Annotated in this window: 15 protein-coding genes and 1 pseudogene; 8 read left to right on the top strand and 8 right to left on the bottom strand. The window is 55.1% G+C overall.

What is annotated here, in order from left to right; genetic code table 11:
- The first annotated feature begins 131 nt into the window (after positions 1–131).
- From WLO31_RS00585 to selB, 3 genes are all read left to right on the top strand, one after another.
- Positions 132–740, top strand: a complete 609-nt coding sequence (locus WLO31_RS00585) for a glutathione S-transferase (RefSeq protein ID WP_435928553.1) — start codon at positions 132–134, stop codon at positions 738–740.
- Positions 741–949: 209 nt separating this feature from the next.
- A complete protein-coding gene (gene selA, locus WLO31_RS00580; RefSeq protein ID WP_435928552.1) occupies positions 950–2341 on the top strand; it encodes an L-seryl-tRNA(Sec) selenium transferase in 1392 nt (463 codons plus the stop codon).
- Positions 2338–4188 (top strand): selenocysteine-specific translation elongation factor, encoded by a 1851-nt coding sequence (selB, locus tag WLO31_RS00575; protein ID WP_435928551.1) that lies wholly within the window; start codon positions 2338–2340, stop codon positions 4186–4188. The genes selA and selB overlap by 4 nt, the downstream gene beginning before the upstream one ends.
- A 108-nt stretch (positions 4189–4296) precedes the next feature.
- Here the strand turns inward: selB and WLO31_RS00570 are convergent, their stop codons facing one another.
- On the bottom strand, positions 4297–5169 hold the full coding sequence (locus WLO31_RS00570) for an ROK family protein (RefSeq protein ID WP_435928549.1): 873 nt from the start codon (positions 5167–5169) through the stop codon (positions 4297–4299).
- 189 nt (positions 5170–5358) lie between these two features.
- On the opposite strand from WLO31_RS00570, the gene exaC reads away from it, so the two are divergent.
- Positions 5359–6897, top strand: coding sequence for an acetaldehyde dehydrogenase ExaC (exaC, locus tag WLO31_RS00565; RefSeq protein ID WP_435928548.1), 1539 nt, complete (start codon positions 5359–5361; stop codon positions 6895–6897).
- Between the two features lie 50 nt (positions 6898–6947).
- Here exaC and WLO31_RS00560 read toward each other — a convergent pair whose 3' ends face one another.
- Positions 6948–8915: a glycoside hydrolase family 127 protein gene (locus WLO31_RS00560; protein ID WP_435928546.1), complete on the bottom strand. Its 1968-nt coding sequence runs from the start codon at positions 8913–8915 to the stop codon at positions 6948–6950.
- Positions 8916–8924: 9 nt separating this feature from the next.
- Positions 8925–10328 carry an MFS transporter gene (locus WLO31_RS00555; protein WP_435928545.1) on the bottom strand — a complete coding sequence of 468 codons (1404 nt, stop codon included), beginning with the start codon at positions 10326–10328 and terminating at the stop codon, positions 8925–8927.
- Positions 10329–10569: 241 nt separating this feature from the next.
- On the opposite strand from WLO31_RS00555, the gene WLO31_RS00550 reads away from it, so the two are divergent.
- Positions 10570–11394, top strand: coding sequence for a helix-turn-helix domain-containing protein (locus WLO31_RS00550; RefSeq protein WP_435928544.1), 825 nt, complete (start codon positions 10570–10572; stop codon positions 11392–11394).
- A 65-nt stretch (positions 11395–11459) separates the two neighbouring features.
- On the opposite strand, the pseudogene WLO31_RS00545 reads toward WLO31_RS00550, so the two are convergent.
- Positions 11460–11615 (bottom strand): annotated as a pseudogene (locus tag WLO31_RS00545) (hypothetical protein); the annotation flags it as partial.
- A gap of 95 nt (positions 11616–11710) precedes the next feature.
- On the opposite strand from WLO31_RS00545, the gene WLO31_RS00540 reads away from it, so the two are divergent.
- Together WLO31_RS00540 and WLO31_RS00535 are read left to right on the top strand one after the other, a co-directional pair.
- Positions 11711–12190 carry an NUDIX hydrolase gene (locus tag WLO31_RS00540; RefSeq protein WP_435928543.1) on the top strand — a complete coding sequence of 160 codons (480 nt, stop codon included), beginning with the start codon at positions 11711–11713 and terminating at the stop codon, positions 12188–12190.
- Positions 12191–12856: 666 nt separating this feature from the next.
- The gene (locus WLO31_RS00535; RefSeq protein ID WP_435928542.1) at positions 12857–14731 is read left to right on the top strand and encodes a methyl-accepting chemotaxis protein; all 1875 of its coding nucleotides are present in this window, start codon (positions 12857–12859) and stop codon (positions 14729–14731) included.
- 23 nt (positions 14732–14754) lie between these two features.
- Here the strand turns inward: WLO31_RS00535 and yajD are convergent, their stop codons facing one another.
- From yajD to WLO31_RS00520, 3 genes are all read right to left on the bottom strand, one after another.
- A complete protein-coding gene (gene yajD, locus WLO31_RS00530; RefSeq protein WP_435928541.1) occupies positions 14755–15099 on the bottom strand; it encodes an HNH nuclease YajD in 345 nt (114 codons plus the stop codon).
- A 75-nt stretch (positions 15100–15174) separates the two neighbouring features.
- The gene (gene avtA / locus WLO31_RS00525; protein ID WP_435928539.1) at positions 15175–16425 is read right to left on the bottom strand and encodes a valine--pyruvate transaminase; all 1251 of its coding nucleotides are present in this window, start codon (positions 16423–16425) and stop codon (positions 15175–15177) included.
- 213 nt (positions 16426–16638) lie between these two features.
- Positions 16639–18657, bottom strand: a complete 2019-nt coding sequence (locus WLO31_RS00520) for an alpha-amylase (RefSeq protein WP_435928538.1) — start codon at positions 18655–18657, stop codon at positions 16639–16641.
- Between the two features lie 314 nt (positions 18658–18971).
- Here WLO31_RS00520 and WLO31_RS00515 point away from each other — a divergent pair, with 314 nt between their 5' ends.
- A complete protein-coding gene (locus tag WLO31_RS00515) occupies positions 18972–19835 on the top strand; it encodes a protein bax (protein ID WP_435928537.1) in 864 nt (287 codons plus the stop codon).
- Between the two features lie 76 nt (positions 19836–19911).
- Here the strand turns inward: WLO31_RS00515 and xylR are convergent, their stop codons facing one another.
- Positions 19912–21090 carry a D-xylose utilization transcriptional activator XylR gene (xylR, locus tag WLO31_RS00510; protein ID WP_435928536.1) on the bottom strand — a complete coding sequence of 393 codons (1179 nt, stop codon included), beginning with the start codon at positions 21088–21090 and terminating at the stop codon, positions 19912–19914.
- Positions 21091–21178: the final 88 nt, after the last annotated feature.

The following is a 21178-nucleotide window of genomic DNA, read 5'->3' as shown; positions in this document are numbered from 1 at the left end:
GGCGTGATGCAGGACACGTCGCGCTGTCCTGCCGGTCGTCTGATGTAGCTTTCTTACACCCCAACCCGGCCCTGCCTTTTTATACATCCTGATCCATACTTACCTTTTGTTGGCTAAAAATGGACGACGTGATGAAACTGATCGGCAATTACACCAGCCCGTACGTGCGCAAAATTTCGGTCATCCTGCTGGAAAAAGGCATCACCTTTGAGTTTGTGAACGACAATCCGTGGACGGACGAAAGCGCCACGCCGCATTACAATCCGCTGGGCAAGGTCCCGGCTCTGGTAACCGGCGAAGAGGAATACTGGTTTGACTCGCCGGTTATTGCGGAATATCTGGAGCTTCTCGATATTGCGCCCGCGCTTATCCCACGCGAGCCAAAAGCCGCGCTGAAAATGCGCCAGATGGAAGCGCTCGCGGACGGGATTATGGACGCAGCGCTTGTTTCAGTACGTGAACAGCAGCGCCCGCCCGCTCAACGGTCAGAAACCGAGCTGCTGCGTCAGCGGGAAAAAATCAGCCGCGGACTGGACATGCTGGAGAAGTTCGCCGCGGATAAAACGCTATCCGCCGAACCGCTAACCGTTGCGAACATTGCCGTGGCCTGCGCCGTGGGCTATATCAACTTCCGCCGCGTTTCTCCCGGCTGGTGCGTCGCTCGCCCGCAGCTCATCAAACTGGTTGAAGCGCTTTTCCAGCGCGAAAGCTTTGCCCGCACCGAACCGCCAACGGCATGATCTCCCTCCATGACAGGGCGCTTGCTTCCCCGGTAAACTTACGCAAAAAGAAGGAAAAAGCGTGGTTTTTCCTTCTTTTTGTTTAGCAGATGAAAATCAATAAATTGAATTTCTGTCTGTTTCAAAGTGAACATAGCCCTGTTAACAGTATGAGCTTTGTCGTCAGTCTGATGTAAAATGAGGCAAAATTCCTCAACTCACGGTTTGCCATGACCTCCCATCGTTCTTTGTATAGCCAGTTGCCGGCGACAGACCGCCTGTTACGTGACGCATCTTTCGGCGCTCTGCTGCATGATTTCGGCCATACCCGCGTGGTTAACGTTCTGCGGGAGATGCTTGACGATGCGCGCGAGTACATCCGTTCCCGGGAAGCGCTACCCGCGTGGCACGAAGACTGGGCAGCGGAGGCGAAGAAAAAGCTCGAGGCGGGTCAGCAAAGCGCGCTACTGCCGGTTTTTAACCTGACCGGCACCGTGCTGCATACCAATCTGGGACGGGCTCTACAGGCGGAAGCAGCCGTTGAAGCGGTAACCCAGGTGATGCGCTCCCCCATTACGCTGGAATACGATCTGGATGGCGCAGCGCGCGGCCACCGCGATCGGGCGCTGGTCGATCTGCTGTGCGAACTAACCGGCGCGGAAGACGCCTGCATCGTTAACAATAACGCGGCGGCGGTACTGCTGATGCTGGCTGCCTGCGCGAACGGCGGCGAAGTCGTCGTCTCGCGCGGGGAGCTGGTGGAAATCGGCGGCGCGTTCCGCATTCCGGACGTGATGCGCCAGGCGGGTTGCCAGCTTGTGGAGGTCGGTACAACCAACCGCACGCATCTGAAAGATTATCGTCAGGCCGCCGCCGATGGGAACGCCGCGCTGCTGATGAAGGTTCATACCAGCAATTACCAGATTGAAGGCTTCACCAAAACCGTGTCCGAGGCAGAACTGGCCGAGTTGGGTAACGAGCTGAACATTCCGGTGGTCAGCGATTTGGGGAGCGGCTCCCTGGTCGACCTCAGCCAGTGGGGATTGCCGCCGGAACCGATGCCGAAACAGCTCATCACGGCGGGCGTGAGCCTGGTGAGTTTTTCGGGGGACAAATTGCTCGGCGGCCCGCAGGCGGGGATTATCGTCGGTAAAAAAGATCTTATCGCCCGCATTCAACAGCATCCTCTCAAGCGCGCCCTGCGCGCCGATAAAATGACGCTGGCGGCGCTTGAGGCCACGCTGCGCCTGTATCAACATCCCGAAACCCTGGCTGAAAGGCTGCCGACGCTGCGCCTGTTAACCCGTGATGCCACATCCATCAGCGAACAGGCCCGCCGCCTTATTCCTGCGCTACAAACGCGTTTTGGCGAACAGTTTGAGGTGCGCGTGGAACCTTGTTTATCGCAGATCGGCAGCGGTTCGCTGCCGGTCGACAGGCTGCCGAGCGCCGCCATCACCTTTACGCCAAAAGACGGAAGCGGCACAACGCTGGGTGCGTTAACCCAAACCCTGCGCGAGCGGCCAAAACCGGTCATCGGCCGCATCAGCGACGGGTGCCTGTGGCTGGATTTACGCTGCCTGGAAGACGAGGCGGGCTTTATGGAGATGCTGACCCAATGATTATCGCCACCGCCGGGCACGTGGACCATGGCAAAACGACGCTGTTACAGGCCCTGACGGGCGTGAACGCGGATCGCCTGCCGGAAGAGAAAAAGCGCGGCATGACCATCGACCTCGGCTACGCCTACTGGCCGCAGCCTGACGGACGGGTTATCGGCTTTATCGACGTGCCGGGACACGAAAAATTCCTCACTAACATGCTGGCAGGCGTAGGAGGCATCGATCACGCTCTGCTGGTCGTGGCCTGCGACGATGGCGTAATGCCGCAAACCCGCGAACACCTCGCTATCCTGCAGCTGACGGGCAAACCTGCCGTAACCGTGGCGCTGACCAAAGCCGACCGCGTCAGCGAAGCGCGCATTGAAGAAGTCCGGGAGGCGGTGCAGAAGCTGCTTGCCGATGCGGGCTGGCAGGGGGCGAAAATCTTCGTTACCGCAGCCACCGCGCAGGCGGGCATAGCGGAACTGCGCGAGCATTTACGGCAAATCCCGGAACGCAGGCATCCCCGTCAGCACCGTTTCCGGCTGGCGATCGATCGTGCTTTCACCGTAAAAGGCGCAGGGCTTGTGGTAACGGGCACGGCGCTTAGCGGCGAAGTGAAAACCGGCGACACCTTATGGCTGACCGGGGCAGATAAACCGATGCGCGTGCGCGGCCTGCATGCGCAAAACCAGCCGACAGAGAGCGCCTTTGCCGGGCAGCGTATCGCGCTCAACATCAGCGGCGACGCTGAAAAAGCGGCTATCAGCCGTGGCGACTGGCTGCTGGCGGATAAGCCGCTGCAGTCCGTTGAACGCGTCATCGTCGGGCTCCAGGTTCACGCGCCGCTGCAGCAGTGGCAGCCGCTGCACATTCATCACGCCGCAAGCCATGTTACCGGCCGGGTTTCACTGCTTGAGGGCGATCTTGCCGAGCTGGTGTTGGATGCGCCTCTTTGGCTGGCGGAAAACGATCGCCTTGTGCTGCGTGACATCGCCGCGCGCACCACGCTTGCCGGAGCGCGAGCTATTCTTCTGCACGCTCCGCGGCGCGGAAAACGTCAGGCTGCGTATCTTGCATGGCTGCATCAGCTAGAACAGGCGCAGGATGACCAGCAGACGCTGGAGGCGCTTCTGCAGCGCGGCACCGTCTCGTTAAGCGCCTTCGCCTGGGCACGTCAGCTCTCCGGCGGCGGCCTGGAAGCGCTGCTGGCGAAACCGGGCTATATGCAGGCGGGCGATAACCTGCTGAGCATTGATGTCGCCGCCCGCTGGCAGCAAAAACTGCTCGATACGCTTGCCCGCTATCACCAGCAGCATGACGATCAGCCAGGCCCTGGGCGCGAACGCCTCAGACGCATGGCACTGCCGGGTGAAGACGAATCGCTGGTGCTGGCGTTAATTGAGAAAATGCGCCGCGAAGGCGCGATTGTCAGCCGTCAGGGCTGGCTGCATCTGCCCGATCATAATCCCGGTTTTTCAGCGGAGCAGCAGGCGCTATGGGAGAAAATCGACAGCCTGTTTGGGGACGAACCCTGGTGGGTGCGCGACCTGGCCGCGGAGGTAAAGCAGGATGAACAAACGGTGCGCCAACTGCTGCGCTTTGCCGCCCGGCTTGGCCTGGTGACGGCGATCTTAAAAGATCGTTACTACCGCAACGATCGCATTCAGGCGTTTGCCGATTTGATCCGCGAACTGGATCAAATCCAGGGCGCCGCCAGCGCGGCAGATTTTCGCGACCGTCTCGGCACAGGCCGCAAGCTTGCGGTGCAAATCCTTGAATATTTCGATCGGATTGGCTTCACGCGCCGTCGCGGCAACGACCATTTACTGCGGGATAAGGCGCTTTTCCGGAAGGAGAACGGTTAAGGAAAGTGGTGGGTGGCGCTGCGCTTACCCATCCTACCAAACCCACAGCCAGAACTCCCGGACTCACGCAGGTCGGATAAGCGCCAGCGCCCTCCGACACAATCCCCATCATTCCTTCTGCTTAGCCAGCCAGACCGCGCCCAGCATGCCGGCTTTATTACCGAGCTTACAGGGACGAATCGGCACCTTCAGCACGTCCCAGAACTTAAATCCTTCAAGATGGCGTTCCAGCATCGGGTACAGCATCGGCTGCGTGCTGACGCCGCCGCCGAGCAGAATCGCCTGCGGATCGAACAGCGACACCACGCTATAAATCCCGCGCGCCAGATATTTCACCCAGTTATCAATCACGCCCTGAATATGTAAATCCGTCTCGGCGCGGGCAAAAATATCCTGGCCGTGAATTTTCTCATCCGCCGGGATATTCATCTCCCTGCGGCAGGCGTCCATCAGCCCTTTGGCGGAGGCCAGCTGGTGCATATCTTCGCCGTATTGCCCCACGGGCAGCACGCCGAACTCCCCGGCGCGGAAGTGCGAGCCGCGCATGAGTTCACGATTAACGATAATGCCGCCGCCGATACCCGTACCTATGGTCACACACACCAGCGAATCATAATCGTGGCCTGCGCCCAGCCACATCTCACCGAGCGCGGCACAGTTGGCATCGTTTTCGACGGTGAGCGGCAAATCGGTCAGCTCGCCAAACATCTCCAGCAGGTTGCAGCCGTCCAGAAACGTCAGCGATCCCGCCTTGGGTACCTGCCCGGTATGCGGATTGATATATCCCGGGAAACTGATGGCGATACCGGCGATCTCATTATGCTGCCGGTAGCCCGCCACCACGCTTTGCCAGGCGCTAAGAAAAAGCTGGCGGTCGTAGTGGGTATCATATTCTTCAGCGATCAGCACCTCCCCCTCTTCGGTAAAAAGACCATGTTTTACATGGGTACCGCCTACATCAAAACTAATAAACAGGCGCATGAGCAATCCTTGTGACGAAACGGGAAAAAGGTAATCTTTTAGTATGAATCAAATCAGTTAACCTGCTGGCTGAATACTCTGAATCAAAAAAATTTAATCCGTGAGCCGCGTCGTAAACCCTTCAAACACTGGCGAAGAAATCACCGCCGGCGTCTAATCTTGATAGGCAACCGCGACAAGGAGAACACCATGACAACTAACCCTCCCGATACCCGAATAATCCCCGGCGAATATGGCTTCCCGCTGAAGCTGAAACCGCGTTACGACAACTATATTGGCGGCGAGTGGGTGGCGCCAGTAGACGGCAACTATTATGCAAACCTCACCCCGGTCACCGGCCAGCCTTTGTGTGAAATTGCCAGCTCCAGCAAAGGCGATATCGACCTGGCGCTCGACGCCGCCCACGAGGCGAAAGCGGGCTGGGGCGGCATGTCCGTGCAGGAAAGAGCGAATATCCTGCTAAAAATCGCCGATCGCATGGAGCAGAACATCGACCTGCTCGCCGCGGCCGAAACTTGGGATAACGGCAAGCCTATCCGTGAAACCACCGCCGCCGACGTGCCGCTGGCCATCGACCACTTCCGCTATTTCGCCTCCTGTATACGTGCGCAAGAGGGCGGGATCAGCGAAGTTGACGGTGAAACCGTGGCGTATCACTTCCACGAGCCGCTGGGCGTTGTCGCCCAGATCATCCCGTGGAACTTCCCGCTGCTGATGGCGAGCTGGAAAATGGCGCCGGCGCTGGCCGCAGGTAACTGCATCGTGCTTAAACCGGCGCGTCTGACGCCGCTATCCGTGCTGCTGCTGATGGAGCTGGTCGGCGACCTGCTGCCGCCGGGCGTTATCAACGTGGTAAACGGTGCAGGCGGTGAAATCGGCGAATACCTGGCGACCTCAAAACGTATTGCCAAAGTTGCCTTTACCGGCTCCACCGAAGTGGGCCAGCAAATCATGCAGTATGCGACGCAGAATATTATTCCGGTCACGCTGGAGCTGGGCGGCAAATCCCCGAACATTTTCTTTGCCGACGTGATGGATGAAGAGGACGCGTTCTTTGATAAGGCGCTGGAAGGCTTTGCGCTGTTCGCCTTTAACCAGGGCGAAGTCTGCACCTGCCCGAGCCGCGCGCTGGTGCAGGAATCCATCTATGAGCGCTTTATGGAGCGCGCCATTCGCCGCGTGGAATCCATCCGCAGCGGCAACCCGCTCGACGCCAGCACGCAAATGGGCGCCCAGGTTTCCCAGGGCCAGATGGAAACCATTCTTAACTATATCGATATCGGTAAAAAAGAAGGGGCAGACGTGCTGACCGGCGGGCGTCGTAAAGCGTTTGAAGGCGATCTACAAGCCGGTTATTACCTGGAGCCTACGATCCTGTTTGGTAAAAACAACATGCGCGTTTTCCAGGAAGAGATCTTTGGCCCGGTGCTGGCCGTGACCACCTTTAAAACCATGGAAGAAGCGCTGGAGCTGGCGAACGATACGGAATACGGCCTGGGCGCGGGCGTCTGGAGCCGCAACGGTAACCTGGCGTACAAAATGGGCCGCGGCATTCAGGCGGGACGCGTCTGGACCAACTGCTATCACGCCTACCCGGCCCACGCGGCCTTTGGCGGTTACAAACAGTCCGGCATCGGGCGTGAAACCCATAAGATGATGCTGGAGCACTACCAACAGACCAAGTGCCTGCTGGTGAGCTATTCCGATAAACCGTTGGGGCTGTTCTGAAATAGATCCCATTCTGGCTATCGCCAGAATGGGATCTCTGCCGCGCTACGCTACTGCGCATCCACCCAGATTCGCATTTCCCCTTCCCCACGATTCGCCCAGCTAAACCACGGGATGAAGGTGAGCTTCTGCGGTGCGGCGGTAACCGGCGATTGATCATAGTGATAGAGCGCCTGCTGTTCAGCCTGCGGGCTTTGCATGCGAACCCCGTCGGCCTGAATCAAAACCTTATGCGCGAAGATCCCTTTGCCCTGAATCAGGCTGAAGGTGCTCTCTTTCGGCAAAGAAAGATTATGCAGCTCCGCGCCGTTATCCGCCTCTTCCAGACAATAGACCAGCGGCCCGCGCTGCAGGGCGACTTTACCCGCGACGTGGCGCAGCAGCGGGTTGCCATATACCCGACGCACCGGCATCGGAAGCGTCAGCGCAATGCGGTCGCCCTCCTGCCAGATGCGATGCAGATGCAGATACCCTTTGCGAATTTCCCCCTCGCAGGTTTCACCGTTGAGCGCCACGTGGGGATTATCGCACCAGTCCGGCAGGCGTAGCGCAATGGTGTGCTGCACCGGCTCAGGCGAAGCCACGCTAATTTCTACCTGCTCCTGCCACGGATAGTTGCCGCTGATGTTAAGGCGCAGCGCTTTATCGCCCACCGCCACTTCCATTTCATTGCCCACATACAGGTGGACATAGAGCGCATCCGGCTGCGGAGTGTAAATATAGTGGCCGAGCGAGGTCAGCACGCGGGCAATATTCGGCGGGCAGCAGGCGCAGCCGAACCAGCGCTGGCGGACCGGCTTGACGTGATCGTAAATATGATTAAACGCCAACGATTTAGGATGCACTTCCAGCGGATTAACATAGAAGAAATGCTTGCCGTCCAGCGCCATACCACCGAGCACCGTGTTATACAAAGCGCGCTCCATGACGTCGGCAAAACGGCTGTCCGCCTCCATCTGCAGCATGCGACGAGCGAACATCATCAGCCCGATAGAGGCGCAGCTTTCCGCGTACACCGTATCGTTCGGCAGATCGTAGTCCGAGCTGAACGCCTCGCCGCTGCTCTGCGAACCAATCCCGCCGGTGATGTACATCTGGCGCTGCACCATGTTGTCCCACAGGCGCAGGCAGGTCTGGCGTTTTTCCTCATCCTTATGTAAACGCGCCAGATGCGCCACGCCCGCCAGCAGATAAACAAAGCGCACCGCGTGTCCGATGGCCGTTGGCTGTAACGCCAGCGGCTCGTGCGCCTGACTGTAGGCTTTATCTTTCACCATCCATGCCGGACCATAATTATTCCAGTGCGAGGTGCGACCGCGTTTTTCATATTCGCTATCGTAAAAATGCGGCTGGGCGCCACGCTCCTCAACAAAGTAGTTCACCAGATTCAGGTAGCGCGGATTGTCCGTTACTTCATACAGGCGCATCAGCGCCAGCTCGATTTCCGGGTGGCCGGGATAGCCATGCAGCTGATTTTCACCGGGGCCAAACACGCTGTCGATGTGATCGGCAAAGCGGCATACCACCTCCAGCAGGCGACGTTTTCCGGTCGCCTGGAAGAAAGCCACCCCCGCCTCAATCATATGCCCGGCGCAGTAAAGCTCGTGGCATTCAGCAAGGTTCGTCCAGCGCTGTCCCGGCTCCTTGACGGTGAAATAAGTGTTGAGATAGCCGTCTTCACACTGCGCCGCTTCCACCAGCTCAATCACCTCATCGGCGGTTTTCTCAAGCTCTGCATCAGGCTTCTGGCACAGCGACCAGGCGACCGCCTCCAGCCATTTCGCCACGTCGCTGTCCTGGAACACCATGCCGTAAAACTCGCCGTCCTTGCGGCCTGCCGCAATTTCAAAGTTTTCGATGGCGTGGCTTGGGTCGGCCTCTGCAATGCGATCGTTGAGCGCATCCCACTGATAGGGAATCACCACGTCGCGCACCAGGCGCTGGTACTGCCCTAAAAAGGCATCGGTCACTTTCAGTTTATGCAGGTCAACTTCCTGTAAAACATCTGGCTGATTCATTTCAACTCCTCAAGCTTTCTGGACATGACGCTGGCGCAGGTCGGTAGCAATACGCGCCATCATCGGGTTATTCAGGCGGCACCAGCGGATAGCCAGAGCCAGTAACAGGTGGAAAACAGCGGGTATCAGGCTTTCCAGCGCGGTAATACCGGAGAGCGATGCCGGGGTCTGGTTTTCAAGGCCTGGCTGATAGGCCACGAAGATAAATACCAGGCTGAGAATGCCTGCGCTGGCGGCCCATGCCAGTTTGATAAAGAACAGGTTAAACGCGAAGTTCATGCCCGATGAGCGCACCCCGCTTTTCCACTCGCCGTAGTCATCGGCAAAGGCCATGATGGAGAAGTGCAGCGGCAGCGTGAAGCCCAGGATAATGCCGTTGCCGAGGATCGCCGCAAGCCACAGCGTCTGATAGGCAGGCCCGGCGGGCAGCATCCACATTCCCACCGCCAGCACTGCCAGCACCAGGTTGGTATAATAATAGAGTTTGACCGTATCAAAGCGGCGGGAGAGCGGATTGACGATAACCGCACCCAGGATGGCGGCGAACGTCACCATGGTGAAGAACAGCGAGGCGAAGGCCGCGCTCCCCTGCAGCACATAGGTGATGAAATACATATAGCCGCCGCCGCGCAGGTTGAATACGTTTATCAGCAGGAAGGACATCACCAGGCTCAGCAATAACTGGTCATTTTTACGCAGGCCGGCAAGGTGTTCACGCAGGGTGAATTTGCCCATCAGTGCCAGCGGCACGCGTTCGCGAACCCAGAAGAAACAGCACAAAAACATCACTACGGCGACGGCGCACAGGATACCCACGCCCATCTGGTAACCTTTTGCCGCGTTGCCCTGACCGATAATATCAACCAGCCACGGCAGGCCCACGGAAACCAAAAAACCGGCCACGCCGCACAGCACGAAGCGCCAGGACTGGCAGGAAATCACTTCATCGTGGCGGGTGGTCATGGTGTTAATAAGCGCGCAGTAAGGCACGTTGATGGCGGTATACCCTACGGAAAGCAAAAGATAGGTCCCGAACGCCCAGAGAATTTTCATGTTGGCGCTGAGATCGGGCACGGTGAAGGTTAATACGCCGATAATGCCAATCGGCACCGCCACCCAAAGCTGCCAGGGGCGAAAACGTCCATAGCGGCTTTGCGTGCGATCGGCAATAACGCCCATCAGCGGATCGGAAATAGCGTCGAAAACTCGCAGGGCGATAAATAATGTCCCGACGATCGCCGGGGTTAAACCAAAGACGTCGGTATAAAAAAAAGTAAGGAAATTCATAATCAGGCAGGTAATTACCGTACCGCCCGCATCACCCAGTCCGTAACCTATTTTCTCACGGACCGAGAGTTTGTCATTTACAGCCGATGTTGCAATATCAGTATTATTTATAGGGGTAGAGGTCATGATTAAAGCCTCGCGTCATCGGGTTTATGAATCTGGATTTGTTATTTTTGTCTTTGCAAAGTACCCGAGTAATTCTGCACGCAATTGAGACATCAACAAGGCGATGAAAAAGTATAAAAAGGTGACGATTCCGACCTGATGAGAAAACTGTGAAGAAGATCGACAATCGGGGCTCATCCTGTTCCTGCACCGTATATTGTATCTACAATGCTGGAAGAAGAGCGAAAAGAGAACCTTTTAAATGCTTGATTTAACTATTTCTTTACCGGTCAGCGTGCAGAACGGCGGGCTGTTTATTTCACGCGGTGTGGGCAGTCACCCACAGCGCGAGCTGGATTCCTGGGAGTTGATTTTTATCGAAAAAGGGACGCTTACGATCAAAGAGAGCGACACCCTGTTTTGCGTCAACGCCGGGGAAAGTTTATTGCTTTGGCCCCATCGCAGGCACGTGGGCGTAGGAACTTTCCCGGAGGATTTAAAATTCTACTGGCTTCACTTTGAACTGCATCCGCAAGCTAAAAAGCAAAGTGGTTTTCCCGCTTCGTTATTATCTCTGCCCCAGCATGGAAAAGTCCGCGATCCTCAGTACGTTATTTCTTTATTCCGCCAGTTTTTAAGCGAGCAGGAGTCGCTCACCCGCAGCGCGGCGCTGGAATTAATTTTGCTGCTGATTATGCAGCAGCTTTCCGTCGCCGCAGGCGATCTTCCGCAAACGGAAAATAGCGGGATTGCCTTAGCCTACAAAGCGCAGCAGCTTATTCGCACCCAGTATCATTTAGCTATTTCCACCTCAACGCTTGCCGGACAGCTCCACTGCAATGCAGATTATCTGGGCCGCGTTTATCGACGCGCGTTCCATCTTACCGTGACGGAAGCGATACATCGGCAGCGCGTGCTGAGTGCGGAAAAACTGCTGCTGACGGATTCATGTTCGCTAAGCGAAGTGGCAGAGCGCTGCGGTTTTCAGGATGTGGGCTATTTTCGGCAGATATTTCGCAAATCGGTAGGTCTGACGCCCGCGGCCTGGAAGCGGCGGTACTGTAAGGAACACATTAATTCGGACTGAGAGCGACGTTTAATAACGGGTTTTATTGTGCGCCGTCCAGTTCTCAACGCGCAGGCCAGGAACGCGCCCGCAGGCGTGGTAATGCGCGCTCTCCCGGCGGCCATAATATCTGCCTGCTTCACATCTTCAGGTAAAGCAACGGCTTTTGGCAGGTGTATTGCCTGGCTGCGATTACTTTTAAAGTCGGTGTTTTTTCCATCATGGTCTCCTGATGCATTCATTTTTCATGCAGAAAGCACCGTGAATATATGGGCTATATCCAGGGGATATATAAATTTCAGGATCGCTTATTTTGCAGATAAAAGGACAAGACCAGATGCGCATTCGCTCCTCCTCACGCTTATTGCTGGTAAACAGAGACAGGGCCGTGCTTTTGTTTCGCTTTTCACACCAAAACGATGCGCTGGCCGGTAGAGCGTACTGGGCAACGCCGGGTGGCGGCGTGGAAGAAGGCGAAACTTTTGCGCAGGCCGCTGTTCGCGAGCTTTATGAAGAAACCGGGCTGGTCAGGCACGACTGCGGCCTCTGTGTCGCAAAGCGCGAATTTACGATGCAGTTACCCGACGGTGAGTGGGTCATCGCCGATGAGCGTTTTTATCTCATAGCCGTTTCTGAAGAGGAGATTTCTCATGCCGGCTGGAGTGAAAATGAAAGGCGGGTTATCAGCCAGCAAAAATGGTGGAACAGGGCTGAGCTTGAAAACACTGACGAAGTGGTTTATCCGGAACATCTGTCAGCGCTTCTGGCGGCGCTATTCAGGCGGGATGAGTCTGGTCCAGCGCCGATAAACCGTTAGGGCTGTTCGGACGTACATCCCACTCTGGCTATTGCCGGAATAGGTTTTAGCTTCAAGAGAATGAAAGCATTATCAAGCCAGCAACAAAGCTCCCGTCGGCAGAAATTTATAACCGTAAAACGTTATCACCTTATCGGTGATTGCCACCAAATATTCATTTCTCTTATGTGTGCAATCATTCGCGTCAGCATATTAAAGCCTTTTAAATCTGTTAAATAAAAGTAACTTCTTCGCGTCGGTATTTTCAGCAGGAAATCACGTTGCCGAAATATCAACAATGCGAGTACAGGTAAGCTTTGGCTAATGCTGATGATCTTCACATTAAAAAGTAAGCAACATCAATAAGTTGTGATAAATAAAAAAGAGAAATCATATTTATAAGGTTAAAAAAAAGCTATTCACAACGCTACGCTTCAGCATAGTTCACATAAGTTCACTCGTTTTTTAAAAGCAAAAATATACGCTATGAGCTCAATTGATGGATGGCAGAACCATTCTTCAATTCATTATTTAACGCGCAAAAAACACTTCTTTCTAAATAAGGAAATGCGGCTTCCGACCCGCACAAATCGACACTAAATTTAACCTGAACATAACAAGAAATACATATGCATTTCCCACAACGTGACGCTAATTGATAGCCTTGCGCCTACACTGGATAATAAAATGAACCTACTTAATTATTTCTCCAATTTAAAAATCAGCCGCAAACTCGGCGTTGGTTTTGGCTTAATCCTTCTGGCAACCTTAATCATTGTGGCATCAGGATTAATGAGCCTCAGTAACATCCAGGATAAAGTGGCAAAAAGCGGGTTGAGCGTCGATATGGTTAACAACCTCACCACCGCCCGCCTTGCCAGGATTAATTATCAGTTCACCGATGATAAGCACTATCTGGAACAAATTCAGAGCGCCCTTGCTGAGATAGGTAAATCTATTGATCGGCTTGAGTTATTGGACTGGGCGCCGGACGGCCGTAAAAGCCTGACGGATACGGAAACCGTGCTCAAAAATTTTGCAGCCGCGATGTCCCCTTTTCTGGCTGCGCTGGAAAAGCGCCAGTATCATGAAAATCTGCTGAATTCGAAAACGTTATATCAAACCTCAATGCAGGCGGACAGGTTAAGCCGAAGCGAACAAACAGCGCAGGCGCAGCGGGTTGAAGCTTCACAGGTCGCTTTTGTCCTCAACGATATCGATACGATGTTAACGGACTACAAAAAGCGCCCCACCGAGGAGTTGCAAACCGCTTTAGCCAGTCGCTTAACAAACGGCATAGCCGATGCTCAACAGCTGCTCGCTCTGTTACCTGCAGACCACGAGGCCTGGCTAACCTCGGCGCTGCAGGAAATGAACGCCTTCAATGCCGAGCTGGGATCGTACCGCAGTTCATGGCTGGAGCAGGAACGCTTATCGGAACAGTTAACGATTAAAGCCCGGGAATTAACCAGCGCGGTTAATGCGCTTTTCCTTCTTGAACAACAGACCGTTAAGAGCACGGTTGCCAGTTCTGCCCGGCAAATGGGTTACGTTGCGCTGATTGGGACGATACTGGCCATGCTCTTTGCCTGGCAGATTACCCGCTCCATTACCCATCCGCTGAACGAAACGTTAAAAATGGCCGGGCGGATTGCAAGAGGCGACCTCACCAGTACGCTTGACAGCGATCGCCAGGATGAGCCAGGACTGCTGATGCAGGCCGTATCCTCCATGAACGGTAGCCTGAAAGGCATTATTCAGAACGTTCGGCAGGGCGTGGAGAGCGTGTCCCGCTCTTCCGCCGAAATTGCCGCCGGTAACATGGACCTGGCATCACGTACCGAACAACAGTCGGCCGCAGTTATCGAGACCGCCTCAAGCATAGAAGAGCTGACCTCCACCGTCGCGCTGAATGCCCAAAACGCAAAGCATGCCCGCCAGCTTGCTGAAACAGCCGCGCAAAAAGCCACTGAAGGCAACCAGATTTCACAGAACGTCATTGAGACGATGAAAAATGTGCGCAGCAGCTCGCAGCGGATCTCTGAGATTACCACCGTCATTAACAGCATCGCTTTCCAGACCAATATTCTGGCGCTGAACGCAGCGGTGGAAGCGGCAAGAGCCGGGGATCAGGGTAAAGGTTTTGCGGTTGTGGCCGGGGAAGTCCGTAATCTTGCGCAACGTAGCGCGCAGTCAGCGAAAGAAATTGAAAGCTTAATCCACGAATCCGCGACCTGGGTCGATAACGGCTTCTGCCTGGTGGAAGGAGCGGGCGTAACCATGGCGGACATTGAATCTTCGGTAACCGAGCTGCGCAATATTATGGGCGAGATTGCGGTAGCAACGGAGGAGCAAAGCCGCGGCATCTCGCAAATCGCCCAGGCCATGGCTGAAATGGATGCGACGACCCAGCAAAACGCGGCCCTGGTAGAAGAGTCGTCCGCAGCCGCGGGTTCCCTTGAAAATCAGGCCCTGCAGCTCGAGAAAGCTGTGTCGGTATTCCGGGTTTCGGAAGAGGTCGGGCAAAGGCAAGCACGCCGCCCCGTGGCGTCGAACGGCTAAAAAATTATCGAGGGCGAGCTGGGCTACTTCTTATTCAGCATCGCCTTCAAATCCGCAAAAGGATTGTACGTCGCTTCGCCGACATCTTTCTGCGCATCTTCACCGGCTACTACCGTTGAGCCGTACTGAGCCGCTTCGGTGTATTTTGAATGCTCATGGTCATGGCAGTACAGGCACAGCAGCTCCCAGTTACTGCCGTCTTCCGGATTGTTGGTATGGTCGTGATCCATATGATGGACGGTAAGCTCGCGCAGGTTTGAATAGACGAACTCGCGGGAGCAGCGCCCGCAAACCCACGGAAAGAGTTTCAGCGCTTTCTCGCGGTAGCCGCTTTCCAGCCGCGTATAGTTTTTCGGGATAATAGCCATGGTTGGTACCTGATAGAAAATGTAAGGTTAAATCTGTTAGCCTTCCCCCGGCGGGAGAAGGCTTCGCTGTCGCTGCTACGCCTGGGCCCAGGCTCGTTCAATCTCTTCGGCCAGAATTTTCACGCCCGCCTCGATTTTTTCCGGCTCCGGCACGTAGTTCATGCGCATGCACTGATGCGTATGCGGCCAGGGTTTATCCAGCCCCGGGAAGAAGTAGTCGCCCGGCACCATCAGCACGCCGCGCTTTTTCAGGCGCTGATAAAGCAGTTCAGTCGTTATCGGCAAATCCTTAAACCACAGCCAGAGGAAAATCGCCCCTTCCGGCTTATGGATCAGGCAGCGCTCCGGCGACAAATAGCGGCGAATCACCGCGATAGTTTCCTGCACGCGCTGGTAATAGAAGGGTTTGATGACGGTTTCAGACAGGCGCAGCAGATCGTTGCGTTTGATCATCTCCGCCGCCATCGCAGGCCCAATACCGCCCGGCGCCAGGCTGATAATGCCGTTCATATTGCTGATAGCGGAGATGATTTTTTCACTGGCGATAATAATGCCGCAGCGGCTGCCCGGCAGGCCGAGCTTCGACAGGCTCATGCACAGCACGATGTTCGGGTTCCACAGCGGACGCGCTTCGCTGAAAATAATGCCCGGGAACGGCACGCCGTAAGCGTTATCAATCACCAGCGGGATGCCGTGCTGGTGCGCCAGCGCATCAAGTTTAATCAGCTCTTCATCGGTGATGACGTTGCCCGTCGGGTTAGTCGGACGCGAGACGCAAATCATCCCCGTGTCTTCACCGATGTGCAGATGTTCGAAATCGACGTGGTATTTGAACTGGCCTTCCGGCAGCAGTTCGATGTTCGGCCGTGCCGAGACGAACAGATCTTCTTCGAGCCCGGAATCACCGTAGCCGATATATTCAGGCGCCAACGGGAAAAGCACTTTTTTAGTGCTGCCGTCCGCATGGCGACCGGCAAACAGGTTAAACAAGTAGAAAAATGCGCTCTGACTGCCGTTTGTCAGCGCAATATTCTGCGGTTCAATATCCCAGCCTAATTCGGTGCGGAGCATAGCGGCAAGCGCGTCGAGTAACTCACTTTTCCCCTGCGGACCGTCGTAATTGCACAGCGCGTCAGCTATTTTCCCGCTCGCCAGCATATCTGCCAGCAGGTTCTGAAAATATTCGTTCATCGCGGGTATCTGTGCCGGGTTACCGCCGCCGAGCATAATGGCACCCGGCGTGCGTAAACCGTCGTTGAGGTCCTCCATCAGGCGCGTAATGCCTGCATGGCGGGTAAATTTGTCGCCGAAAAGTGAAAACGTCATAACGTAGATCTGTCGCTTACTATCAAAAAGAGGCTAACCATAGCGCCGTAGATGACGCGGTGCAAACGCATTATGGCCAGCCTGTAATCGACAATATGCTGACCATAGCAAAATAAATAGCATTAAATTCCAGGCCGTGGCTGAGAAAACGGCGGGCGCTTGTCCACCCTACGAACGTCATATTCAGGGAGAAGCAGCGCGCCATCCGCAGCGTTAAGGGTTTCCCGCCCAGACTACCATCACTTTGTCATCACCGCTCTGGCGGCTAAAGCCATAGCCCTCTTTCATGCTCAGCGTAATTTGCGTTCCCGCGCCAACGGCCGGGTGACGGGCGCGGAACTGGCTGATTTTTTCCCAGTGCGCGAGCGTCGCGGGGTTCTGACCCCAGTTCATATCGGAACGGGTACCCTGCAGCGGATCGGAACCTGTCGGGCCAAACGGGCGCTCCGTTTCATCGCCGTAGTAAATCTGCACCGCACCGGGAGCCAGCAACAGAAGTTCCGCCGCCCGCTGTCCGCCTTCACGGAACAGGCGCGTGTCATGCGAGGAAAGGTAGCTAAGCACGTTGAAGCTCTGCAATTTTTCGGCCATCTGCTGCCAGGTGAGATCGATGTTCGACAGGCAGTCGACGGCTTTTGCGGCCTCCTCCTGGTAATCAAAGTTGATCATCGCGTCAAAACCGCTGCTGTAATAATCGCTTTTCATCACGCCGTGGCCCCAGGACTCGCCCGTCATCCAGAACGGCGCATCATCCAGTTTTTTATCCGGATTAGCTTTTTTCCAGGCGGCCAGCGCCTCTACCGACTGCGCTTTTAGCTGCTTCCAGGCGTCTTTTTCAACGTGTTTAGCCGTATCGACACGGAAGCCGTCAATGCCGTAATCGCGCACCCACTGGCTAAGCCAGTGCGTCATGTAGTCGCGCACCGTATAGCCGGCGATTTCTTTGGCGTTGGTGTCCGGCTTGTGGCGATAGAACACCGGCAGGCCGGCGGCCTGAGTGGACTCGGTTTTCAAATCCGGCAGGAAGGCAAGCGACATGGTGAGATCGTCAAAACCTGGATTGTCATAATCGCCGATATCCGTACGGATCCAGTTCTTGCCCCACCAGCTTTGCCAGGCCGTTTTATCGCTGAAGTTGATGTAGTCATTAAAGGTGTGCCAGCTCTGGCCGGGACCGGGTTTCCAGTCGGTCCAGTTTTTACCGAGCGTCTTGCTCAGCTCGTCGCCTTTGAGGTACAGCGCGCCAAACTGGTATTCCTGCATATCCGCAAGCGTCGCGTAGCCGGCGTGGTTCATGACGATATCAAACAGGATGCGGATTCCGCGCCTGTGGGCTTCGTCCACCAGCCTGCGCAGATCCTCTTCGGTACCCATGTTGGCGTCGAGCCTCGTCCAGTCCATGGTGTAGTAGCCGTGATAGGCGTAGTGCGGGAAATCCCCTTTCGTGCCGCCGCCGACCCAGCCGTGAATTTGTTCCAGCGGGGAGCTAATCCACAACGCGTTGACGCCGAGATTTTGCAGATAGTCGAGTTTGCCGGTTAAGCCTGCCAGATCGCCGCCGTGGAAGGTGGCTATCTCTTGCATGCCGTCTTTGTGGCGTCCGTAGCTGCCGTCGTTGGCGGGATTGCCGTTCTCAAAGCGGTCGGTCAAGACAAAATAAACCGTCGCGTTATGCCAGCTAAACGGCGCGGCTTTTTCTGTGGCCGCGCTTTCAAGCAGCAGTAAACCGTTGCTGTTTGCCGCAGGCATCATGGTTATCCGCCCCTGCTTAACCGTCGCCGTTTGTCCGCTGTAAAAATCGCGCACTTCACTGCCTTCCGGGAAGGTTTTGCTTACCTCTACGGTCAGCGGCTTGCCATCCCATTTCGGACACTGACGAGTCACATCGACAGGCGCGGCCGCCGCGGTGCTTTGCACGCTCAGCATAAGCGTCGGCGTGCCGCTGCGCATATCGATTTGCGCCTGATACTTCCCTTCGCGGAAAAGCTTCCACTGCGGGGCTTCGCCTTCACAGTGCTTAAGCGAGAGCATCTGATTGAGCCTGATGGTTTCAGCGGGCTGCCAGCAGGTCTGGTCCTGCTTAAAACTTAGCGGCAGAGTTCCTTTCGCAAGCTCAGACTCGCTCACAAACAGGCCAGGTCTTTGTTCTTTAAAAGCGTTCAGACCCGTTGCCGACCAGTTTGCCAGCGCGAGTCCCGGGAAGAGTAAAAACAGCAGAGGAATTTTTTTCATTTTTTTTATCCTTGGGCATCTTTTAACCAGTGTGACATTGTTTTCACTGGCGTTATTCATCCCCGGGAGGGTGCTGAGAGGGATGAGAAAGGAGGGTGAGTGATCGAAGTATCATTTTGCCAAAATATGCGATAACTCTCGCATATCACGATACTTTTCGCCGGCATAAGAAAATCGTACGTGACATCGTTTCAGAATCGGATTATTTCTTTAGGTGCCCTGGAAGCATATTTTTGGTAGCATTCGCGTTTACTTTAATCGATTCCTTTGACAATTAAGGCACACGAGACGCATCGATCCGCCCAGGAGATCCAATGATATCAACCCCAATCCGACGATTTGGGGCTGCGATAATTATGTTACTGACCTTCAGTTTTTCAGCTGGGGTAATAGCAAGTACACATGAGCCAAAATCGCATAAAGCCCACGCCGTTAATGCTAAAACGGTTAAAACAAAAAGCACGACGTTACACAGCAAAAAGACAGCAAGTAAGAAACTGGCAAGTAGTAAAAAAGAGTATTCTCGCAATAGTGAACTGGCATCTCTCCCTGATTTGCGAAAATACCCTTCCGGAACACCAAGGAAAAAAGCGTTTCTCCGGACGGTCATGCCATATATTACCAGTCAAAATGCTGCGATTGCCGCCGATCGTAACTGGCTTGTTGCCCGGCAGTACGAACAGCGCTGGTCGCCGTCTGAGCGCACGCGTCTGAAAAGTATTACTCAGCGTTATAAAATTGCGTGGAACGGCAACACTAAACGTATTCCCTGGAACCAGCTGATGGAAAAAGTCGACATCATCCCAACCAATATGGTGGCGACGATGGCGGCGGCTGAAAGCGGCTGGGGCACCTCTAAGCTCGCCCGCAGCAATAACAACCTGTTCGGCATGAAGTGCAGCAAACGTCACTGCAACAGCGGCTCCGGTAAGGTGAAAGGCTATCAGCACTACGATTCTGTGAAGGAAGGGGTTAACGCTTACGTCTTCAACCTGAACACGCACCCGGCTTATAAATCTTTCCGTAAATCGCGCGCGCAGCTGCGTAAAGCCGATCAGGAAGTTACGGCCAGCAACATGATTCATAAGCTGAAAGGGTATTCGACGAAAGGTAAGAGCTATAACAATTATCTGTTTGCGATGTATCAGAGCAATCAGCGCTTTATGCTGGCGAATTAAATAATTAAAACAGCGTCATTAAAACAAAGTTAAATAAAAACATTGCACGCCTTCAATCTGAAGGCGTTTTTTTTCATTAAACCAGGATCTCGCTGTAGCGTTCACGGTGCTCTTTTGGCGTAGCATCGTACTCTTTTTTAAATACCGAATAGAAATACTGCAGCGAAGGGTAACCGCACATCTGCGAGATTTCGTTTATCGACAATGAGGTAGAGACCAGCAGGCTGCGCGCCTTCTCCAGCTTTTCCGCGTGGATAACCGCATGGATGGTTTCCCCCACCTCTTCCTTAAAGCGCTTTTCAAGATTGGAGCGTGAAATGCCTACCGCATCCAGCACCTGCTCCACCTTAATGCCCTTGCAGGCATGGTTGCGGATGTAGTGCATCGCCTGGATTACCGCCGGATCGTGCAGGGAACGGTAATCCGTTGAGCGCCTTTCCACCACGCGCACCGGCGGCACCAGAACACGTTGCAGCAGTAGCGCTTCGTTATCCAGCAGACGGTGCAGCAGCTTGGCCGCCTGATAGCCCATTTGCCGCGTGCCCTGCGCCACGGATGACAGCGCAACGCGGGACAGGTAGCGCGTCAGCTCTTCGTTATCGATACCGATTACGCACAGCTTTTCCGGCACCGGAATATGCAGATGCTCGCAGACCTGCAGAAGATGGCGGGCCCTCGCGTCGGTTACGGCAATAATTCCCGTCTGCGGCGGCAAAGTTTGCACCCAGTCGGCCAGCCTGTTTTGCGCATGCTGCCAGTTTTCCGGAGCGGTCTCGATCCCCTGATACACCACGCCACGGTATTTCTCTTCCGCCACCAGCTCGCGGAAGGCGTGCTCGCGCTCCACCGCCCAGCGTTTATTGCTGGAGCCGGGCAGGCCGTAAAAAGCAAAACGCTGCACGCCCTTTTCCTTCAGATGTAAAAACGCGCTCTGCACAAGAGCATAGTTATCCGTGGCGATATAGTGCACCGGCGGATAATGCTCCGGCCGATGGTACGACCCGCCCACGCCGACGATCGGCACATCGGCTCCCTTAAGCAGCCTTTCGATTTCCGTATCGTCGAAATCCGCAATCACCCCGTCCCCCAGCCACTCCTTGATGTTGTCGATACGGGCGCGAAAATCCTCTTCGATAAAGATGTCCCACTCTGATTGAGACGCCTGCAAATATTCGCCCACGCCCTCAACGACCTGGCGGTCGTAGGCTTTATTGGCATTGAATAACAACGTAATGCGGTGACGTTTCTCAAACATGCGAAAGATTCCCAAAATCACTTTGTATTTGAATACCATAGCCACGGCAAAGCCGGGGAACCTTGCCCCGGCAATGTGATCGCTTGCA

The organism is Dryocola sharpae (assembly GCF_051307055.1).
In the GTDB taxonomy this organism is placed as follows: domain Bacteria; phylum Pseudomonadota; class Gammaproteobacteria; order Enterobacterales; family Enterobacteriaceae; genus Dryocola.
This window is presented reverse-complemented; position numbering and strand designations above follow the sequence as displayed.